Source organism: Aliiglaciecola sp. NS0011-25 (assembly GCF_040370605.1).
In the GTDB taxonomy this organism is placed as follows: domain Bacteria; phylum Pseudomonadota; class Gammaproteobacteria; order Enterobacterales; family Alteromonadaceae; genus Aliiglaciecola; species Aliiglaciecola lipolytica_A.
In genome coordinates this window covers 232,972-253,648 of record NZ_BAABWR010000004.1, presented here as the reverse complement: position 1 = coordinate 253,648, position 20,677 = coordinate 232,972, and the positions used below count along the sequence as shown (strand labels likewise).

The following is a 20,677-nucleotide window of genomic DNA, read 5'->3' as shown; positions in this document are numbered from 1 at the left end:
AAATAGGCGCAGAAATAACCTTTCTGCGCCTTTTAAGTGTTATCCCCTTGTTACTTAATAGCGCGTTTAGGTGACAAGGGGATAAAGCCCGAATTAACAGGGCATCTAACGTTGCTCAAGTTCAAACACGGTAAATTGTGTTTGTCATCAAAAAGGATAAACAAGCGATATGTCGAAGCGAGACTATTATGAAGTGCTTGGTGTTAGCAAAAGTGCTGACGAGCGCGAAATTAAAAAGGCATACAAACGCCTCGCCATGAAATTTCACCCTGATAGAACCAAGGGTGATAAAGGCATGGAAGAAAAATTTAAAGAGGTGCAAGAGGCCCACGAAATCCTAACCGATTCGCAAAAACGTGCTGCTTATGATCAGTATGGTCACGCTGGTGTTGATCCTAACCGAGGTGGCGCTGGCTTCGGTGGCGGCGCTGATTTTGGCGATATTTTTGGTGATGTATTCGGCGATATATTTGGTGGCGGCGGCCGTGGAGGGCGTCAGTCAAGAGCGCGTCAAGGTTCCGACTTACGATATAATTTGGAACTTAGCCTTGAAGAAGCGGTTCGCGGTAAGAGTGTCGAGATAAAAGTACCTACCTTGGTTGCCTGTGAGCCTTGTGATGGCACTGGTGCGAAAAAAGGCACTAAACCAACGACTTGCCCTACCTGTCATGGTAATGGACAAGTGCAAATGCGTCAGGGCTTTTTTGCTGTGCAGCAAACCTGTCCTACCTGTTCTGGTCGTGGCCAAATTATTTCCGATCCTTGTCGTGAATGTCATGGTCATGGTCGCACGGAGAAAACGAAAACCTTATCGGTTAAAGTACCAGCGGGCGTTGATACCGGAGATCGTATTCGTTTAACTGGTGAAGGTGAAGCGGGAGAAAGCGGTGCACCTCCTGGTGATTTATATGTTCAGGTGCATGTTCGTGAACACAATATCTTTACCAGAGATAGCAATAACCTGTACTGTGAAGTGCCGCTAAGCTTTACTGTTGCAGCCCTTGGTGGTGACATTGAAGTGCCCACTTTGGATGGCAAGGTTAAGCTGAAAATCACGCCTGAAACGCAAACCGGTAAGCTTTTCCGTTTACGTGGTAAAGGGGTGAAGTCGGTACGAAGCGGTAGTGTTGGTGACTTGATGTGCCGCGTAGTTGTGGAAACACCGGTGAACCTGAACAGCAAACAAAAAGAATTGTTGCAGGAATTAAATAATTCCATGGGTAAAGGCGACGAAGCAGCTAAATACCGTCCCAAAGAGAAAGGTTTTTTCGATGGTGTGAAGAAATTCTTCGATGACTTAACCAGTTAATTGAAAAATAAGTGATATGATAAAGACGTCATTTTTATGGCGTCTTTTTTTATACCTAAGATTTATGCTTTAATTTACGAAGTGGTTACTGATGGTAAGCAGCTTATTTTAAATAAATGTTTAACTAATTAGTTATTGATTTCTAATGATATAACAATGTAAATTGCTGTTTGTACGTCGAATCTAAGTCTATGAATCCAAAAACTATCCATTTAATCGAGGTCAATATGAAAAACATTATCGCTCCTGCGATGTTAGGTATTACATTGTTAACTGCAAGTTTCGCATCAGTCGCAGTTACGCCAGCTAAATCTGAAAAGCATGCCGGTGATGCAATAGAATATCGTCAAGCTATATTGCAATTAGTTAAAAGTAACGTTGGAATTATGGGCGCTATGGCGAAAGGACAAGTTCCTTTGAGTGCTGAAACATTAGAAAAGAATGCAAGCCGCATTGAACAATTATCCTTGATGATGGACGATTACTTTTCAGTCGACACAAGTAAGTTCAGTGTTGAAACTGAAGCTTTACCGGCGATTTGGAAAGACTATTCTGACTTCCAAACTAAAATTACGGCATTAACAGAAGCGGCAAGTAATCTGAAAATGGCCGCAGCAAGTGGCGATGAAGGCCAGCTAAAAGCAAACATTGGCGCAATCTTTAAATCTTGTAAAGGTTGTCATGATTCTTACAAGGCTGAATAACACCTTGTAAGAAGTCATTTTTAATTAAAAATAATAGTCTACTTCTGGCACTGGTGCTGCGATAGCAATTAACCAATACAAGAAGGCGGCAATGACAATTGCAAGAATAACCGCTAATAATAATCTAGATGAACCGATACCGTTTTGCGCGGCATCGGTTTTTTTTCCAGTAATCATAGCCCCGATTAAGGGAATTTTGCGTCCAAATTGATACCAAAGGATGGCCAGGATATGAATCCCAGCTATGCCTAAAATAACGTTGAATATTTGATGGTGTAAACCGTCCAACCAACTCTGTGTATCGCTGCTCACCGCTGACATATAAGGTCCAGAAGCAAGCACATCATCACTTGCAAATAAACCTGTGATGGCTTGAGCCCCTACAATTAAGATGACTGCTGGAACGATTAAACCACCCAATGGATTGTGACCAGTGAAATGAGGGTTTTTGGCTTTCAAAAAAGCTACCAAATACTGCCAGATAGCCTTCGGAGGATAGATGAAATTACTAAATCTTGCGTATTTTGGACCAACTAACCCCCACATTAAACGGAAGATAATGAGTCCTAGAGTGAAGTATCCAATATAAAAATGAATATCCATATACTCGCTACCTAATTCAGCCGTTATCCATTGGGATACCAAAGCTAAAACCAATAACCAGTGAAAAAGCCTAAGCGGAATATCCCAAATTAATTTCTTTTGCATTTTGATTTTTCTCCAAAGAGGTACCAATATCCTCACATTATCTAAGATCAGTTATACTCTTTTTATATTACATCCAAGAACGTTTTAGCTTAGAGACAATAAACAAGGCATTGCCTAAAATTCGTTTCGCATCATTTTGATTGATAAAAGGAATTCTCAGAGCGCCGGATGCCATAATGATATTAATAGTGGCTATTTCATGCCTTCTCATCATACGGCTTTGTATAAATTGTGTTTGTTGTACTTTATATTTTGGGAAACTGTAAAAATCGACTCCAAATAATCCTTTTCTAAGATAAATATATTCGTCATCATCAGCATACCCCCAGCGTTTCCATCGACAATATATCAAAAATACGATAAATCCACTTAGCAACTGGGTTACTAAAATACCTAAAATCCCTGATTTTGAAAAAGTTATTGCGCTTACGAGCAGATTAAAAGGGATTAACCACAAAAGCTGTCTAAAAATAAATCGTTTACTGATGGCAAGAAAGCTAATGTCATGTAATTTATTATTCGGTAACGCATCCTTGACGATGCTATGCGCTTCATCTTGCGTCACTGAAGGTACTAATATTCTGTTACTATTGGCCTGCAATTGGTTAGAATTTTGCTCTGTGCTGCTATTCTGTTTTAATTCCAAATTGACCCTGCCGAGAATCACATCTAACCAATCTTGTTTTAACGCTATTACTTGAAGGCGCGAACGTTTCATGGTGACTTCTTGTTTAGTGAATAAGCCACTTCGACGAATATATCTGTCTGTGGTTTTCGCCAACGAATAATCGTAAAATAAAACGATTGAGCCAACTACGGATATCAAAGTAATAATCAAAGTTGCAAAAAGAACTAGCGAAAAAAATGCTAACCCTAACTGCCAAATTGCCTGTGACTGTGCGTCAAAATAACGTTCATAATCAAAACCTAATTGCTCTGCCAATGAGGCTAAATAGGCGGCTAAGTTGTCATAAAATGGTGCTAGTGCACCAATAATAATCCACACTCGATTGTTAGTAATACCGTGTAAAATCAGATCTTTAATTGAACGTGTATTGAGAATTTGTTCGCTTTCAATTCCCACATTAGGTTGCTCTAAAAGAGTCTTGTCTTCATCAGCTTGCCGTTCGGTTGGCGTATTGTGTGTTTTACCCTTTGCAAGGATGGATTGTTTTAACTTTTCAGCAAAATCCACAGGTAATGCAACTATTTTTGCTTCTTGTTTCGTCGAGCCAGCAGTATCGAGTTGCAAACAACAGGTATGGGTTAGCCGGTAGTAAAGCGGCCTTTCAATGGTGACGTTTTGAATTCTAGAAAAAGGCAAATCAATATGGGTTTTAGAGAACACACCAGAGCGGATTTCAACCGTTTCATCAATCAATCGAAATGAATAAAAGAAGTATTGCAGCCAAGATGAAACACTGATTAAAGCTAAAATTCCCACAATGATTGGGACCCAGATTTGCGGGTTCTCTTGCACCGTAGAGTAGCTTATGGCAATGGCTGGCAGCAAATAGATAACATTATTGGCCGCTAATTTAATCCCACTTGCAATAAAATATAACACCGCAATGGGGGACAGTTTCTGCCAACGGTGAGTATTGAGTGTGGCATTTTCTCCCTCATTATCCATCACTTTGAACACCTTTATGATCCAAGATGAATTGCCTGATTTTTTGTGCATCATCAAGACTTAAACCAGGTATTTCAAACGTGTGCATTGCGCCCCCAGCACTAAAAACCTGTAATGAAGCCAATTTAAAGGTTCTCTCCAGTGGGCCTCGTTTTAACTCAACGTGTTGTATCCGTAGTATCGGCTGACTATAAATTTTACGAAATATTACCCCGCAGGCGAAATGCAAATCAGTGTCTGTTAAACAATATTGTTTGCATGGAATAGCTATATATAAATAGAGGCTAATTAGAATTGCGACTAAAAACGCAATACCAAGTCCCAGCGGATAGACTGCGATTAGCTCGGGGTGAATATCAATAAACGGCTGCCATCGGGTTAACGACATAACTAACATAAACATCAAGAAAAACAGCCAAGTAGAGCAGATAACCATGGGTCTATAACGGCTATTTAGAGGTTCAAAATCAATTTCTAATGGATCGGGTAAAGTGGATGTTTCTATTAGTTGATAAGACACAATCATACGGCAACATTAATTTAATTTACCCTAATGTAGCGGAATCAGAGTTTGAATCAATATATATCAGGTTACAAAATCTTAATCAGCTTAAAAACTGCTATGAAGATTTCCAATCAAATATAACTTATCGCTTTTTTACTGCTGCAAATTAGGTGTTTATATTGCACAATATTCAATAGTATTTATCTAATTGAAATGAGTAGAAAATGACAGGAATTGGTATTTTGGGAGCCAATGGCCGAATGGGCCGTGTATTAATAGATGCCGCCCATTTAGATGATAACGTGAATTTGGCCGCAGCTTCTGTGCGAGAAGGTTCGCAATGGATTGGAATGGACGCTGGCGAGTTAGCCGGTATTGGTAAACAAAATCTTAGCATTACAGCAAGTTTAGACCAACAAGCACCTGAGATAGACGTCGTCATCGATTTTACGCTGCCCGATGTGCTTGAACAAAATTTAGCTTGGTGCGTGGCAAATAATAAAGCCATTGTGATTGGCACCACTGGACTGAACGATAATCAAAAAGCGCTGTTGCAAAATGCGGCTACTAAGATTCCAGTTGTGTTTGCGGCGAACTACAGTGTAGGCGTTAATCTTATGTTGAATTTGGTTCGTCAGGCGGCAAAAACAATGGGCGATACAGCAGACATCGAAATTCTTGAAGCCCATCATCGTTTTAAAAAAGATGCGCCATCTGGAACTGCTATGGCAATTGGAGAGGCTATCGCTGACGAAATTGGCCGTGATTTAAAGCAATGTGCCGTGTACGGAAGGGAAGGTGACACTGGTGAGCGCAAACATGAAACAATTGGATTTGCTACCGTCAGAGCGGGCGACGTGGTTGGTGAACACACAGCGTTATTCGCAGATATTGGTGAGCGACTAGAGATCACTCACAAAGCTTCTAGTCGATTGACCTTTGCTAAAGGTGCGATAACCGCTGCTAAATGGCTGGTTGGCAAACCTGCCGGACTATATTCTATGCAGGATGTGCTGGGGTTTAATTAATCTGAACTAAAATAGTGGGTAAAAATTAAGTGGCGTTTACCGGTTGCTTAATTTGACGTTTTAATGACTTACCTACGAATTTTGAATCAAATGCTCATTTTAGTAATTTTTCTACATTCTAATGGATCAAATAAAACCATTAGTGTATGATCTCGGGAATTTGCCAAATTTTCGGATGAGATGTGCTTAATCTCCCGAAAATACTAGCGGTGATGAGGTAAACGGGATATAAATTAATAATTTCAACCCGTTTTTTATAGGGTTTTGATGCTTAGCTTGCAAAAAAACCTTGGGTTGTCCTTAATTAGGAGGTTGACTTGGCTATTTCTGCTCTTTTGGTGCTAGAAGACGGTTCTGTTTTCAAAGGCACATCAATTGGAGCTTCTGGTGTTTCTGTCGGTGAAGTGGTGTTTAATACATCAATGACAGGCTATCAGGAGATTTTGACTGACCCTTCATATGCTGAACAAATTATTACCTTAACTTATCCTCATATAGGTAATACCGGTACTAATGAAGAAGATGTTGAATCCACAAAAATTTGGGCTAAAGGCCTAATTATTCGAGACCTTCCTTTATTAGCTAGTAACTTCCGTAATCAATCTTCTCTTTCTGACTATTTGAAACATAACAATATTTTAGGCATTGCCGATATTGATACTCGTCGATTGACACGCATCCTTCGAGACAAAGGCGCGCTTAAAGGTTGCATTGTCACTGTTGATGATTTTAATCAAGATGATGTTTCTGAAGCCTTAAGTGCTGCTCAAGCGTTTCCGGGTTTGAAAGGAATGGATCTAGCGAAAGTGGTGACTACAGATAAAGCATATCCATGGCAAGATGGTGTGTGGTCTTTAGAAACCGGATATGCGAAAAATGTAGAAGATTGTAAGTTTCATGTAGTTGCTTATGATTTTGGTGCGAAACACAATATATTGCGCATGTTAGTAGATAGAAGTTGCCGCTTAACTGTGGTGCCAGCTACAACACCCGCCGAAGAAGTGTTAGCAATGCAGCCAGATGGAATATTTTTATCCAATGGCCCTGGTGATCCTGAACCTTGTGATTACGCTATTGCCGCTATCAAAACTTTCTTGGAAACCGAAATTCCTATTTTTGGTATTTGTTTAGGTCACCAATTGTTGGCGTTAGCCAGTGGTGCAAAAACAGAAAAAATGAAGTTTGGTCATCATGGCGCAAATCATCCGGTTAAAGACTTAAAGCGTGATGTGGTAATGATTACCAGCCAAAACCACGGTTTTGCAGTGGACGAGTCTTCTTTGCCAGATAATTTGGATGTGACACACGTATCTTTGTTTGATAAGTCGTTGCAAGGCATACACAGAAATGACAAACCGGCATTTAGCTTTCAAGGGCATCCTGAAGCAAGTCCAGGTCCCCATGATGCAGCTCCCTTGTTTGATCATTTTATTGAGCTGATAGAAAAATCAAAATCAGCAACTACTTCAATTTCAGCTTGATACTTAGAGAAAGAATACTATGCCAAAACGTACTGATTTAAAAAGCATTCTGATTCTGGGCGCGGGTCCAATTGTAATTGGCCAGGCATGCGAATTTGATTATTCAGGAGCTCAAGCCTGTAAAGCCCTACGTGAAGAAGGGTATAGAGTTATTCTAGTCAATTCCAATCCTGCTACCATTATGACAGACCCGGAAATGGCTGATGCGACTTACATTGAACCCATCCATTGGGAAGTGGTAAAACGCATAATTGAAAAAGAACGCCCAGACGCAATTTTACCTACTATGGGTGGTCAAACGGCACTTAACTGCGCCCTTGATTTGAACAAACATGGTGTATTGGAAGAGTACTCTGTTGAGATGATTGGCGCGACAGCCGATGCAATTGATAAAGCAGAAGACCGTGAGCGTTTTGATAAGGCGATGAAATCAATTGGTTTGGCTTGTCCAAGAGCTGAAATCGCACATACCATCGAACAAGCTCATGATGTGCTGAGTCGTATTGGTTTTCCTTGTATAATCAGACCTTCGTTCACTATGGGCGGCTCCGGTGGCGGTATCGCCTATAACGTTGATGAGTTTGATGAGATTTGTCGCCGCGGGTTAGACCTTTCACCAACCAGTGAGCTACTCATTGATGAATCGCTAATTGGTTGGAAAGAATACGAAATGGAAGTGGTACGAGATAAAAGCGATAATTGTATTATTGTTTGTACCATCGAAAACTTCGATCCAATGGGTGTTCATACTGGTGATTCAATAACGGTTGCACCAGCGCAAACCCTGACAGATAAAGAATTTCAAATCATGCGTAATGCAGCAATGGCAGTATTGCGTGAGATTGGTGTTGAAACCGGCGGTTCAAACGTACAGTTTGGTGTTGACCCAAAAACTGGCCGCATGGTTATCATAGAAATGAATCCTCGAGTGTCTAGATCTTCTGCACTAGCGTCGAAGGCCACAGGTTTTCCAATTGCGAAAGTTGCGGCTAAATTAGCGGTTGGCTACACCTTAGATGAACTGGCAAATGATATTACTGGTGGTTTAACCCCAGCATCGTTTGAGCCTGCGATTGACTATGTTGTCACTAAAATCCCTCGTTTTAACTTCGAAAAATTCGCTGGTGCTAATGATCGCTTAACCACACAGATGAAATCTGTCGGTGAAGTGATGGCAATTGGCCGTAATCAGCAAGAGTCTTTGCAAAAAGCGTTACGAGGCCTAGAAGTTGGCGTTAATGGCTTAAACCCGATCATCGATATTGAAGATCCGGAAAGTGAAGCGATTATTATCCGCGAGCTCAGAGAACCAGGCGCAGAGCGCATTTGGTATATTGCTGATGCAATGAGAATGGGCATGTCAGTTGAGCAAGTTTTCTCACTGACCAACATTGATCGTTGGTATTTGGTTCAGATTGAAGACCTTGTGAACCTTGAAAAACAGGTGGCTGAAATTGGCCTATCCGGGATCGATTATGACTTGATGCGCACCTTAAAACGCAAAGGGTTTGCTGATTCTCGTTTGGCTGAGTTAACTAATGTCGCCGAAAGTGACGTGCGTGAACTTAGACACTCGATGGAAATCACACCTGTTTATAAGCGCGTAGATACCTGTGCAGCGGAGTTTTCGACTAGTACAGCTTACATGTATTCAACTTATGATGAAGAATGTGAAGCTAATCCATCGGATAAAGATAAGATTATGGTGTTGGGCGGCGGTCCTAACCGAATAGGTCAAGGTATCGAATTTGACTACTGTTGTGTTCATGCAGCGCTAGCAATGCGTGAAGATGGCTATGAAACTATCATGGTTAACTGTAACCCAGAAACGGTTTCTACTGATTATGATACGTCTGACCGGTTATACTTTGAATCCGTTACCTTAGAAGATGTGCTCGAAATTGTGCGTATCGAAAAGCCTAAGGGCGTCATAGTGCAGTATGGTGGCCAAACACCATTGAAACTCGCTCGCGAGTTAGAAGCTGCCGGCGTGCCAATTATTGGTACATCTCCTGATGCTATCGATAGAGCTGAAGATCGTGAACGCTTCCAACATATGGTCAATAAATTAAACCTAAAACAACCCGCAAATAGCACCGTTAGCAACATGGAGCAGGCGTTGGTTGAAGCTGAAAAAATTGGTTTTCCATTAGTTGTTCGTCCGTCTTATGTTCTAGGTGGTCGTGCAATGGAAATTGTTTACGACTTAAAAGATTTAAAACGATACTTGAATGAAGCTGTGAAAGTTTCAAATGACTCTCCAGTGTTACTTGACCGTTTCCTTGATGATGCCATTGAAGTTGATATCGACGCCATGTGTGATGGTGAAAACGTGGTAATCGGCGGAATTATGGAGCATATAGAACAAGCTGGAGTTCACTCTGGTGATTCTGCCTGTTCCTTACCGCCATACTCATTGAGTCAAGAAATCCAAGACGTAATGCGTAAGCAAGTTAAAGATATGGCCCTAGAACTAGGTGTTGTGGGTTTGATGAATACACAATTTGCCGTGAAAAATGGCGAAGTGTACTTAATTGAAGTAAACCCGCGCGCTGCTCGTACTGTTCCGTTTGTATCTAAAGCAACAGGAATGGCGCTTGCAAAAATAGGCGCTCGTGCAATGGTTGGTCAATCACTTCCTTCACAAGGGGTAACGGAGGAAATTATCCCGCCGTTTTATTCTGTCAAAGAAGTTGTTCTGCCGTTTGCTAAGTTTCAAGGTGTTGATCCTTTGTTGGGCCCAGAAATGCGTTCAACAGGTGAAGTGATGGGAGTAGGGGATACCTTTGAAGAAGCCTACGCCAAAGCTAACTTAGGCGCTGGTGCGCCCATTCCGCAGAAAGGTAAAGCGCTGATTTCAGTTCGTCACAATGACAAAAAACGCGTTGTTGAACTTGCCCGTAAAATGATTGAGAAAGGCTTCAGTTTAGAGGCTACCTCGGGTACTGCAAAAGAGTTAAACGATGTTGGAATTGCCTGTAGTGTGGTTAATAAACTTACAGAAGGTCGTCCAAACATTGTTGACGCCATTAAAAATGGTGAATATTGTTATATTGTGAATACTACTGAGGGACGCAAAGCGATAAATGATTCCGTTTATATTCGTCGTGAAGCATTGCTCAATAAAATCACCTATACCACAACTTTGAATGCAGCATTTGCGACAGTAAATGCCCAAACTGCAGATGATCGCGCGAAAGTAAACTCGGTCCAATCTTTACACCAGAGAGTTAACGAACGCTAAACTTGTGGTAAACTAAGCAAAATTTCTAGTAATAAAAGTGCGCATTCACTGCGCACTTTTTAATTAACCTCAACATAAACAAAAGCACATATAAGTGAGCGTTGATCAATGAATCAATATCCAATGACAGCAAAAGGCGCAGAAATGTTGCGCGCAGAGCTTAATGAACTTAAATCTGTTAAGCGTCCACAAATCATTCAATCCATAGCGGAAGCTAGGGAGCATGGTGATTTAAAAGAAAATGCCGAATATCATGCAGCCCGCGAACAACAGAGTTTTTGTGAAGGCCGCATTCAGGATATCGAAGGTAAGTTATCTAATGCACAAATTATTGATGTAACTAAAATAACAAACAATGGAAAAGTTATTTTTGGGGCAACAGTCACTATCATCAATGTTGAATCTGATGAAGAAACAACCTATAAAATCGTAGGTGATGATGAGGCAGACATTAAAAATAATCTAATCTCTGTGAATTCACCTATCGCCCGTGGTTTGATAGGTAAAGAAGAAGACGACATTGTTACAATTCAAACTCCTGCAGGCACTGTAGAATATGAAGTGTGTCAGGTCGAATATATTTAAGTTTGAATTCTCAGGCGGCGGCAATTTAAGCTAAAGTTTGATTTAAATTGAATATTCAGTGCTGCGGCTGGTTTTTGCTTCTACACTACCAGCCAACGCGCCTTGCTTAGTTAGCAAAACCTCAAATTTTAAAACGCTATCAATTAAAACGTTATCAAGTAAAATACTATCAATCTTTGCGTTTAGTGTAGTCTCTCCAAGCCCATCCTAAAGCGATCAAGCTCAAAATCCATAGCGGCAAGTCTTGCCACTTTCTGTAGGGTGTAAAGCCTGTTGTACTGGCTATTTCAGCCGATAATACACCTGCCTTAAATTGCGGAAGTCGACTAATTATTGTTCCGTCGTAACCGATGAAGGCAGTAATACCATTGTTCGTTGCCCGTAAAACTGGAATGCCAAACTCTTTTGCTCTGACTTGGGCAATTTCAAGGTGCTGATCGGGACCATGGGAATGACCAAACCAAGCATCATTACTCACAGTGATGATGAAATCGGTTTCAGTTGTTAAATTTGCAGCGATTTGCCTAGGAAATGCAATCTCAAAACAAATCGCAGGAGCCAAATTGATGCCATTTGAGACCAGATTCGATTGCAAATAATCACCTCTGGTAAAGGATGACATCGGTAAATCAAAAATCGGTGCAAGTTGTCTTAGCCAACTTTCAAACGGAATAAATTCGCCAAATGGCAGCAAATGATGCTTATCGTATCTGTTTGAGTGCAAATAATGATATTGTCCCTGCGTATCCTCAGGCAGCTTTTTACCTATGGCAATGAGGTTATTAAACGCTTGTCGTGAGTCATAATCGTAGTTGACTATACCGGTGATTAACCCTGTATCCTGCTCGGTTGCTTGGCTATCTAATTGACGCAAAAAGGATTCCGCAGTTGATTCTAATTGGGGAATAGCCGCTTCAGGCCAAATAATGAGTTGATTCTGCCAATGACCTTCGGTCAATTTGCGGTATTTTTCCATGGTCGGAGCTTCTTCTTCTGGAGCCCAGCGCATTTCTTGTTTTATATTGCCTTGCACCATTGCAATGGAGACTGTGCTTGCCTTGGGCGTCACCCAATTAACAGAGTTTAATGCCCATCCGCCTATAAATATGATTGAAGCTAAGGCAATGGTAGGAATATAAACCTTTTGTTTTATACTTAATGCGCATGAGACTGCTAAAGCGATTAAAATAACACTCAGTCCCGTCTCACCGACAACCGGTATCCAGCCGGAAAGGGGACCAAGAAGTTGACTGTAACCAATAGATAACCAAGGAAATCCAGTAAATAACCAACTTCGAATAAATTCGCTTATAAACCAAATAAAAGGTGCCAACAATGGCCAGTAACGCAGTTTGCAATATCGTTTGAGCACAAACGCGAACAATCCCGGATACAAGGCTAAAAAACTGCAGAGCAGAACCATAAGCCCTACTGAGCCAATCAAGGGGAGTCCACCAAAGTCTGCAATACTTACGTGAACCCACGAAATACCGGCACCAAACCAACCTAAACCAAATGCAAAGCCGGTTTTAAATCCCGATTTACTGACTAATAAACGATAAAAGAACCCAGTTAATAAAATGGGCGTTAAAAACCAAAGCGAAAAAGGTGCATAACTGAACGTCATTAACGCACCCAATAAAATAACACCAATATAATGCAGCATGGTTTTTAACACTTAGTCTTCTTTGTTGGGTAAGGTCACTTTCAGTTGTAACAATCGACGTTTATCTGAATTAGTAATTTTAAATATCAGACCTTCAATTTCAATCTCGTCATCCGTCATTGGCATATGCCCAAATGCTTTCAAAACTATGCCACCAATGGTATCGGCTTGTTCAACATCATAGTGGGTTTCAAAGAATTGATTGAAATCTTCGATTGGTGTGAGTGCTTTAACAGAGTATGTGTAAGTATTTAGAGGACGAATATCGTCAGAATCATTTTCTTCGATATCATGTTCGTCTTCTATCTCGCCTACAATCAACTCTAGAATATCTTCTATCGTAACAAGACCTGACACGCCACCGTATTCATCTACCACTATCGCCATATGATAACGTTGCTGCCTGAACTCTTTGAGCAAAACGTCAACACGTTTACTTTCAGGTACAATAACAGCTGGTCGTAATACGTCTTTTAGGTGAAATTCCTTTCCAGGGATGAATGCATAAGCAAGTAGGTCTTTGGCTAAAGAATTCCTTCAATGTGATCTTTGTCTTCGTTGATTACTGGGAATCGAGAGTGAGCAGACTCCAGCATCACCGGTAGAAATTCTTCTACTGACTCGTCAACATTAATGGTCATCATTTGCGCTCTAGGGATCATGATGTCCCTTACACGCATTTCATTGACGCCCATCACACCTTCAATCATCTCTCTGGTCTGCGGGTCAATTACTTCTCGTTGCTCTGCATCGGATATAATATCAACCAATGCTTCTTTACTTTTCGGTTCTGCGTTAAAAGTTTGTACTAGTTTATCTAGCCAGCTTTTATTCGTAGAACCGCTAGTAGAGTGGGGGTTGTCTTCGCTCATAATATCTTTTTTAGGTTCCTTGGATCACTATATTTAATGATCTTGATAGGGGTCGTCAATGCCTAATTTTGTTAAAATTTGCACTTCTAGACTTTCCATTATTTCTGCATCCTGATCATCTACATGGTCAAACCCAAGTAAATGGAGGCTTCCATGGACAATCATATGTGCCCAGTGATCGGATAATAGTTTATTTTGTTGCTCAGCTTCTTTTTCAACTATGTCTGCGCAAACGACTAAATCGCCTAATAAATTAAGTTCTATTTCAGCCGGGGCCTCAAACGGAAAGGATAATATATTGGTGGGTTTGTCTTTTTCACGGTATGTCGCGTTTAAATTTTGGCTTTCTTCAGGTGTCACGATTCTAATCGTTAACTCTGTTTCATCGATTTGTTGATCGGCTAACGCGAATTTAACCCACTGCTCGAATTGTTGAGCTGTTGGGAGGTTGTTATTTTCGCAAGCAATTTGGATATCTAGGTCAATATTCACTTAATCGGCTTCTCATTTTCACCTTTAGCGCTTTGCTCTGCTTGTTTTTGCAATTTAGCTTTTTCTTGAGCAGACTCAAATTCTTCATATGCTCGAACGATTCGCGCGACCACGGGATGCCGAACTACATCGTTAGCAGTGAAAAAGTTAAAGGAAATATCTTGAACGTCCTTTAATACGTCTATGGTGTGACGCAATCCAGAGCGTACCCCTCTTGGTAAGTCTATTTGCGTAATGTCACCGGTAATCACCGCACGTGAATTGAAACCAATACGAGTTAAGAACATTTTCATTTGTTCTACAGTGGTGTTTTGACTTTCATCTAAGATGATAAAAGCGTCATTTAATGTTCGGCCACGCATGTAAGCTAAAGGCGCTACTTCGATAACATTACGTTCGATAAGTTTTTCAACTTTTTCAAATCCTAACATTTCGAAAAGGGCGTCATACAGAGGGCGAAGATAAGGATCAACTTTTTGAGATAGATCACCGGGTAAAAACCCGAGTTTTTCACCCGCTTCAACTGCTGGTCGAGTTAGCAGGATTCGGCGGATTTCTTGGCGTTCCAATGCATCAACAGCACAAGCAACCGCTAAATAGGTTTTACCTGTACCAGCTGGGCCCACACCGAAACTGATGTCATGGTTTAATATATTAGACACATATTGGCTCTGATTGGGGTTTCTTGGTTTGATCACGCCCCTACGAGTTTTAATATGTACTTCTTTGCCGTAATGTCCCGCTTCCGCTCTTTCAAGGCATTTTGCTTCTTGAATGGCTAAGTGAACCTGATCAGATTCCAACATTGGAATCTTACCTTTAATAGGTTGAGTTTCGATATAAAGCAATTTAAGTAATTCGGCCGCACCGTTACTTTGTAAAGGATCGCCTATCACTTTAAATTCATTATTGCGATATGTGATTTCAACCCCTAAACGGCGTTCTATTTGCTTTATGTTGTCATCTAATGGTCCGCACAAACTTGATAGACGTTTGTGATCGGCTGGTTCTAAAAACACTTCGCTGCTGACAATAGTACTCAAAATTGAATTTTACCTTTTTGACTAGTTTAATGTGATGTTGGCGAAAATTTCTGTACACCTAATGCATCTTCTTGAATTGTCTGTTTTGACAAGATAGATTTAGGTGCAACACTGACTCTCAAGCCCATATCTTTTTCACGTCTGACAACGTCTCCTCGCAATGAGTTCGCGAACACGTCAGTAATTTTGACATCGATGAATTCACCAATCATGTCAGGTGTACCTTCGAAGTTTACAACACGATTATTTTCAGTACGGCCAGACAACTCCATTGGATTCTTTTTCGATGGGCCTTCAACTAATATACGTTGTTCCGTGTGAAGCATATTTCTGGCTATTCGCAAGGCCTGTTGATTAATTCTACTTTGTAAAATTTGCAGACGTTGTTTTTTGGTTTCTTCGCTGACGTCATCTGGCAAGTCGGCCGCAGGCGTACCTGGTCGTGCGCTATAGATGAAACTAAAACTCATATCAAAATCTATTGCTTGGATTAAATCCATTGTCGCTTGAAAGTCTTCATCTGTTTCTCCGGGGAAACCAATAATAAAGTCTGAGGACATACAAAGATTAGGGCGAATTTTTTTAAGTCGACGAATTTTTGATTTAAATTCGATAGCTGTATGGCCACGTTTCATCAAATTTAAAATTCGGTCTGCGCCGCTTTGCACAGGAAGATGCAGGTGATCAACCAATTCTGGAATCGACGCGTAGGCTTCAATCAAATCATCAGTAAACTCAACCGGATGAGACGTTGTATAACGAATTCTATCGATGCCATCGATGGAGGCAATTAATTCAAGTAATTCGGCAAAGTTGCAAATGCTTTCATCGAAATGAGGTCCTCTAAATGCATTTACATTTTGACCAAGTAGATTTACCTCGCGAACACCTTGTTCAGCTAGTTGCGCTACTTCGAGTAACACATCATCAACCGGACGGCTTACTTCTTCGCCTCGTGTATAAGGTACAACGCAAAAACTGCAGTATTTGGAACATCCTTCCATAATAGAAACAAATGCGCTTGGACCATCTGCCCGTGGTTCCGGTAGACGGTCAAATTTTTCAATCTCAGGGAAACTGACATCAATAACTGATTTTGAGCCACCTTTTATCTGGTTGATCATCTCTGGCAATCGATGCAATGTTTGCGGGCCAAAAATCAAATCCACAAAAGGTGCTCGTTGTCTTATCGTGGTGCCTTCTTGTGAGGCAACACAACCACCCACACCGATAATCAATTCAGGCTTGTGTTTTTTTAAGTTTTTCCAGCGCCCCAATTGATGGAATACTTTTTCTTGGGCTTTTTCGCGAATAGAGCAGGTGTTCAACAAGATAACATCAGCATCTTCTGCTTCGTCAGCAAGCTCATAACCATGAGTAGCATCAAGTAGATCGGCCATTTTTTCCGAATCATACTCGTTCATTTGACAGCCCCACGTTTTAATGTATAACTTTTTGCTCATATTGCGTTTTTAAACCCTAATTTTTATATGCCATTTAGACGCCACCATCGACTGACTATGCTAGACAAATTTGTTACAAACTGGCTAAACCGAACCGCTTATTTTAACGTTATTTGTTGATTGGATCTAGCTTTCATCTGTTATTTAACTGCGGCGCGATCATGTCCCCTAATTTATTTAATTTTTTACTGATTAAACTGGATTTATTTCAGTATGATATAGCCATCAAAAGTAATTCAGCGTGATTAAAAAATATGTTTGATGTAGGTATTGTTGGTGGAGGAATGGTGGGTGCTGCAACTGCTGTAGGACTTGCTCAGCAGGGGCTCGATGTTGTTATATTTGAAGCGAAATTACCCGAAGCGTACTCTCCTGAACAGCCGCCAGATATGCGAGTATCCGCCATTAACATTAATGCTTATTCATTATTGAATTCTTTGGGAGCTTGGCGAGATGTTCAATCCATGCGCTTTTGCCCATTTAAAAAAATGTTAGTGTGGGAAAGCGACAAGGGCGCGACGCAATTTGATTGTAATGAAATAAATCAGCAGCAACTGGGTTTCATTATTGAGAATAGATTAATTCAGTTGGCATTGCTAAATCGTATTCATTCCTTGCCAAATATTACCTTGGTAAGTGGGGCAACGATTAAAGAAATTCAAAACGGTGTACCCAATATCATTAATACCGCTGATAATTCATCTTACCAATGTACTATTTTAGTCGGGGCGGATGGGGCAAATTCGCAGGTGAGAAGTAGCTTGAATATTGGTCAACAAGGCTGGCAGTATAAGCAACATGCGATGGGCATCAACATCAAATTGGCGGACGCTAAACAGCAAGATATAACCTGGCAGAAATTTAAACCCTCAGGCCCTTTGGCATTCCTACCGTTGTATGATGGTTTTGCTTCATTGGTTTGGTATGACTCAGCGGATAAAATTGCAGAGTTAAAACGTCTGAATCTAAGTAATTTGAAAACCCAAATTATGGCGAATTTTCCTAAAAAACTTGGCGATTTTGAGATACTTCAAAGCGCTAGTTTTCCATTAACACGGATGCATGCAAATCAATATTGCAAAGGTAATTCAGTATTAATCGGCGACGCAGCGCACACCATTAATCCATTAGCAGGACAAGGCGTGAATTTAGGTTTTCGTGATGTGTCTGCACTTTTAGAATGTTTGAGTAACTGGGATAAACAAGCAACCTCAGTGCAGCCATTATTAAAACAATATGAAAATAAACGAAAATCATCGAATTTATTAATGATGTCGACTATGGATGCAATTTACGCGGCATTTAGCAATGATAACTTGCCTTTGAAACTACTCAGAAACCTTGGTTTGAGTTTGGCTGACAATGCCGGACCAATTAAAAAACAAGTTATGAAGGTAGCATTAGGATTGACCTAAACCAGCGCCAATCCTGTAGGGAAGGGGGTTATTTCCCCCAGATTCCTTTTTCAGTTTCGCCTTGGATCTCACAGTCACCATTTAAGTATTCTGGTTTTTGACCTTTCTTACGTTTTTCAAAGTAATCCTGGCTGATTGAAACTATCGTAGGAGTCATTAACACTATGGCGATAATATTAATAAATGTCATCAAGCCTAACGCCATATCGGCCATTGCCCAGACTTTTGGTAATGAGGCCATTGAACCCCAAAAAATCATCAAAAGATAACCGCCCGTGTATACCCAGCGTCCGACTTTATTGTCTAATTTAAACATGTGGAGATTACTTTCTCCATACGCATAATTGGCAACAACAGACGTAAATGCGAATAAACTAATGGCTGCCGCAACAAAATCACCGCCAAATTCACCTAAGTGACTGCCCATCGCATCTTGGGTTAAACGTATACCTTCCATCTGCTCACTACTTGAACCACCTGCTAACAATATGACAATGGCTGTGCAAGTACATAAGATCATTGTATCTATAAAGACACCGAGCATTTGTACATAACCCTGTGAAACAGGGTGGTTAGGATTCGGTGATGCTCCAGCTGCTGCATGGGGTACACTTCCAGATCCGGCTTCGTTCGAATAAAGCCCTCGTTGTATACCATTCTTTATTGCTGCACCTAAGGCCCCAGCCGCAGCTTCGTGTAAACCGAAGGCTGATGAAATTATGTCTGAAAGCATAGCAGGGACAAGTTCGTAATTAGCGATGGCAATTCCCAAGGTTACCAAAACATATGTAATGGCCATAAAAGGCACTATCCATTCGGCGAATCTGGCAATAGCGCGAAGGCCGCCAACGACTATCATACCGGCCATTAGGATAATCACTAGACCTGAATAATGGGTCGGAATTTCATAGGCGTGATTTAAAGCGTCAGTAATAGTGTTTGCTTGTACGGCGCTAAAAATAAATCCATATCCCAAAAACAGAAATAATGAAAATAGCACCGCTAACCAGCGTTTATTGAGACCTTGTTGAATGTAGTAGGCGGGACCGCCTCGGAATTCACCATTTATATCTCGGACTTTATAAAGTTGGCCCAAAACGCTTTCTGCGAAGCCTGTTGCCATACCAAGCAAGGCAATCATCCACATCCAGAAAATCGAACCTGAGCCACCGAGTGAAATGGCAACCGCGACGCCAGCCAAATTTCCGGTGCCTACTCGAGCGGATAGGCTGGTACACAATGCTTGAAATGAACTAATTCCTGAGGCATCACTTTGGGTACTGTTTTTCATGATGCTAAACATGTGCCCGAAATGTCGGAATTGTAAAAAACCTAACCTGACAGTGAACCATACTCCAGCAAATACCAACATGACTGCAAGTATAGGAAAGTAAAAATTAGATTGCTCCCCTTCGGTTTCCCATAAAACACTTAACCCTCTGTTCCATAATAGATCGTTTATGAAACTTACAATGTCGTTTATCACTCGAATCCTTGCCCATTTATAATTTTTATAGCTGCAGTTTGAAGTGATCTAGTTCTTATGTAAAGAGAAGGAGGGCTATCATTTGACAACAAATAAAAAAGCCCAAGACAAAATCTTGGGCTTAAATATGGCTGGGGTAGCTGGATTTGAACCAACGAATGGCGGGATCAAAACCCGCTGCCTTACCGCTTGGCTATACCCCAAATGGCAGCAAGTGCAAATGCACTTGCTACGCAAAAGATGGCTGGGGTAGCTGGATTTGAACCAACGAATGGCGGGATCAAAACCCGCTGCCTTACCGCTTGGCTATACCCCAACAAAGATGGTGCGGAAGGAGAGACTTGAACTCTCACGCCGTGAAGCACTGGAACCTAAATCCAGCGTGTCTACCAATTCCACCACTTCCGCACATGCTTGTTCTAAAACAAGACTTGGTGGCTACGGCGGGACTCGAACCTGCGACCCCATCATTATGAGTGATGTGCTCTAACCAGCTGAGCTACGTAGCCATCTATCTTTGGGTACTCCGCTTTGGAGTGGCGCGTATTATGCTGATAAGGCATAAGGTCGTCAACCCTTTTTTTAACAGAATTGTTTGATTGCTCGATATCTAAGCAAAGCCAGTTAAAAAATCTACAACATGACACTTATTTGTACAAATGTATTGAATCTTTTTTAAATTAGTACTGTTTAATTCGATTTTTGAAGGATAGAAACTTTGCATTAAATTGAAAATAAAAACATAAAAAACGTTATTTTTAGATTGATTGCATGTTTTAGCAGTCATTTGTCGCACTGCTATACGCATTTTAGCTGTGATTTGGCAGATGCAACGGTCATTAGGTGAACAAATGATAATTGCCCTTTGCCTGACAACCAATTAACAGCTAGGTATATAAACCAAATGAAGTGTTATCGATTAAGAATATCGTCTTGTCATAAAACTCCTATATAAAGAATGGCAGACTAAAAATAGTTATCAATTGAAAAGACCGATAGAGAAGTTGCTTTTTGTATATTGTGTACAGCGATAAAAAAACCGA

The 20,677-nt window shown here is 40.8% G+C and carries 15 protein-coding genes, 4 tRNA genes and 1 pseudogene; 7 read left to right on the top strand and 13 right to left on the bottom strand.

Features of this window, described 5'->3' with window-relative positions:
• The first annotated feature begins 169 nt into the window (after nucleotides 1–169).
• Together dnaJ and ABWV72_RS05535 are read left to right on the top strand one after the other, a co-directional pair.
• Entirely contained in the window at nucleotides 170–1,309 is a 1,140-nt protein-coding gene (gene dnaJ / locus ABWV72_RS05540; protein WP_216048444.1) for a molecular chaperone DnaJ, read from the top strand.
• A 227-nt stretch (nucleotides 1,310–1,536) separates the two neighbouring features.
• A complete protein-coding gene (locus tag ABWV72_RS05535) occupies nucleotides 1,537–2,013 on the top strand; it encodes a c-type cytochrome (RefSeq protein WP_216048445.1) in 477 nt (158 codons plus the stop codon).
• 24 nt (nucleotides 2,014–2,037) lie between these two features.
• On the opposite strand, the gene ABWV72_RS05530 is transcribed toward ABWV72_RS05535, so the two are convergent.
• From ABWV72_RS05530 to ABWV72_RS05520, 3 genes are all read right to left on the bottom strand, one after another.
• On the bottom strand, nucleotides 2,038–2,721 hold the full coding sequence (locus ABWV72_RS05530; RefSeq protein WP_216048446.1) for a cytochrome b/b6 domain-containing protein: 684 nt from the start codon (nucleotides 2,719–2,721) through the stop codon (nucleotides 2,038–2,040).
• Between the two features lie 67 nt (nucleotides 2,722–2,788).
• Nucleotides 2,789–4,354, bottom strand: coding sequence for a PH domain-containing protein (locus tag ABWV72_RS05525; RefSeq protein WP_353369218.1), 1,566 nt, complete (start codon nucleotides 4,352–4,354; stop codon nucleotides 2,789–2,791).
• Complete coding sequence (locus ABWV72_RS05520) at nucleotides 4,347–4,874, bottom strand: PH domain-containing protein (protein WP_353369199.1); 528 nt, start codon at nucleotides 4,872–4,874, stop codon at nucleotides 4,347–4,349. Before ABWV72_RS05520 ends, ABWV72_RS05525 begins: the two co-directional genes overlap by 8 nt.
• A 209-nt stretch (nucleotides 4,875–5,083) precedes the next feature.
• Between ABWV72_RS05520 and dapB the strand changes: the two genes are divergently transcribed.
• The 4 genes from dapB to greA all read left to right on the top strand — a co-directional run bounded on the left by dapB (nucleotide 5,084) and on the right by greA (nucleotide 11,197).
• Nucleotides 5,084–5,887 (top strand): 4-hydroxy-tetrahydrodipicolinate reductase, encoded by an 804-nt coding sequence (dapB, locus tag ABWV72_RS05515; RefSeq protein WP_303500660.1) that lies wholly within the window; start codon nucleotides 5,084–5,086, stop codon nucleotides 5,885–5,887.
• A 317-nt stretch (nucleotides 5,888–6,204) separates the two neighbouring features.
• Entirely contained in the window at nucleotides 6,205–7,368 is a 1,164-nt protein-coding gene (carA, locus tag ABWV72_RS05510) for a glutamine-hydrolyzing carbamoyl-phosphate synthase small subunit (protein ID WP_342804565.1), read from the top strand.
• Between the two features lie 19 nt (nucleotides 7,369–7,387).
• Nucleotides 7,388–10,612 carry a carbamoyl-phosphate synthase large subunit gene (carB, locus tag ABWV72_RS05505; RefSeq protein ID WP_216048451.1) on the top strand — a complete coding sequence of 1,075 codons (3,225 nt, stop codon included), beginning with the start codon at nucleotides 7,388–7,390 and terminating at the stop codon, nucleotides 10,610–10,612.
• Between the two features lie 108 nt (nucleotides 10,613–10,720).
• Nucleotides 10,721–11,197 carry a transcription elongation factor GreA gene (gene greA, locus ABWV72_RS05500; protein ID WP_216048452.1) on the top strand — a complete coding sequence of 159 codons (477 nt, stop codon included), beginning with the start codon at nucleotides 10,721–10,723 and terminating at the stop codon, nucleotides 11,195–11,197.
• Between the two features lie 169 nt (nucleotides 11,198–11,366).
• Here the strand turns inward: greA and lnt are convergent, their stop codons facing one another.
• The 5 genes and pseudogenes from lnt to miaB all read right to left on the bottom strand — a co-directional run bounded on the left by lnt (nucleotide 11,367) and on the right by miaB (nucleotide 16,733).
• Nucleotides 11,367–12,863, bottom strand: coding sequence for an apolipoprotein N-acyltransferase (gene lnt, locus ABWV72_RS05495; RefSeq protein WP_353369216.1), 1,497 nt, complete (start codon nucleotides 12,861–12,863; stop codon nucleotides 11,367–11,369).
• A 12-nt stretch (nucleotides 12,864–12,875) separates the two neighbouring features.
• Nucleotides 12,876–13,735 (bottom strand): annotated as a pseudogene (locus ABWV72_RS05490) (CorC family transporter).
• A 33-nt stretch (nucleotides 13,736–13,768) separates the two neighbouring features.
• Nucleotides 13,769–14,227, bottom strand: a complete 459-nt coding sequence (gene ybeY, locus ABWV72_RS05485) for an rRNA maturation RNase YbeY (protein WP_342804563.1) — start codon at nucleotides 14,225–14,227, stop codon at nucleotides 13,769–13,771.
• Entirely contained in the window at nucleotides 14,224–15,270 is a 1,047-nt protein-coding gene (locus tag ABWV72_RS05480; RefSeq protein WP_216048455.1) for a PhoH family protein, read from the bottom strand. The genes ybeY and ABWV72_RS05480 overlap by 4 nt, the downstream gene beginning before the upstream one ends.
• Nucleotides 15,271–15,296: 26 nt before the next feature.
• Entirely contained in the window at nucleotides 15,297–16,733 is a 1,437-nt protein-coding gene (gene miaB / locus ABWV72_RS05475) for a tRNA (N6-isopentenyl adenosine(37)-C2)-methylthiotransferase MiaB (RefSeq protein WP_353369195.1), read from the bottom strand.
• Between the two features lie 254 nt (nucleotides 16,734–16,987).
• Between miaB and ABWV72_RS05470 the strand changes: the two genes are divergently transcribed.
• On the top strand, nucleotides 16,988–18,148 hold the full coding sequence (locus tag ABWV72_RS05470) for an FAD-dependent oxidoreductase (RefSeq protein WP_353369193.1): 1,161 nt from the start codon (nucleotides 16,988–16,990) through the stop codon (nucleotides 18,146–18,148).
• A 28-nt stretch (nucleotides 18,149–18,176) separates the two neighbouring features.
• On the opposite strand, the gene ABWV72_RS05465 is transcribed toward ABWV72_RS05470, so the two are convergent.
• The 5 genes from ABWV72_RS05465 to ABWV72_RS05445 all read right to left on the bottom strand — a co-directional run bounded on the left by ABWV72_RS05465 (nucleotide 18,177) and on the right by ABWV72_RS05445 (nucleotide 20,143).
• Nucleotides 18,177–19,634 carry an alanine/glycine:cation symporter family protein gene (locus ABWV72_RS05465; RefSeq protein ID WP_342804561.1) on the bottom strand — a complete coding sequence of 486 codons (1,458 nt, stop codon included), beginning with the start codon at nucleotides 19,632–19,634 and terminating at the stop codon, nucleotides 18,177–18,179.
• 128 nt (nucleotides 19,635–19,762) lie between these two features.
• A tRNA-Gln gene (locus ABWV72_RS05460) sits at nucleotides 19,763–19,837 on the bottom strand.
• Between the two features lie 38 nt (nucleotides 19,838–19,875).
• Nucleotides 19,876–19,950, bottom strand: a tRNA-Gln gene (locus tag ABWV72_RS05455).
• Nucleotides 19,951–19,957: 7 nt separating this feature from the next.
• A tRNA-Leu gene (locus ABWV72_RS05450) sits at nucleotides 19,958–20,042 on the bottom strand.
• A gap of 24 nt (nucleotides 20,043–20,066) precedes the next feature.
• A tRNA-Met gene (locus tag ABWV72_RS05445) sits at nucleotides 20,067–20,143 on the bottom strand.
• Nucleotides 20,144–20,677 lie beyond the last annotated feature (534 nt).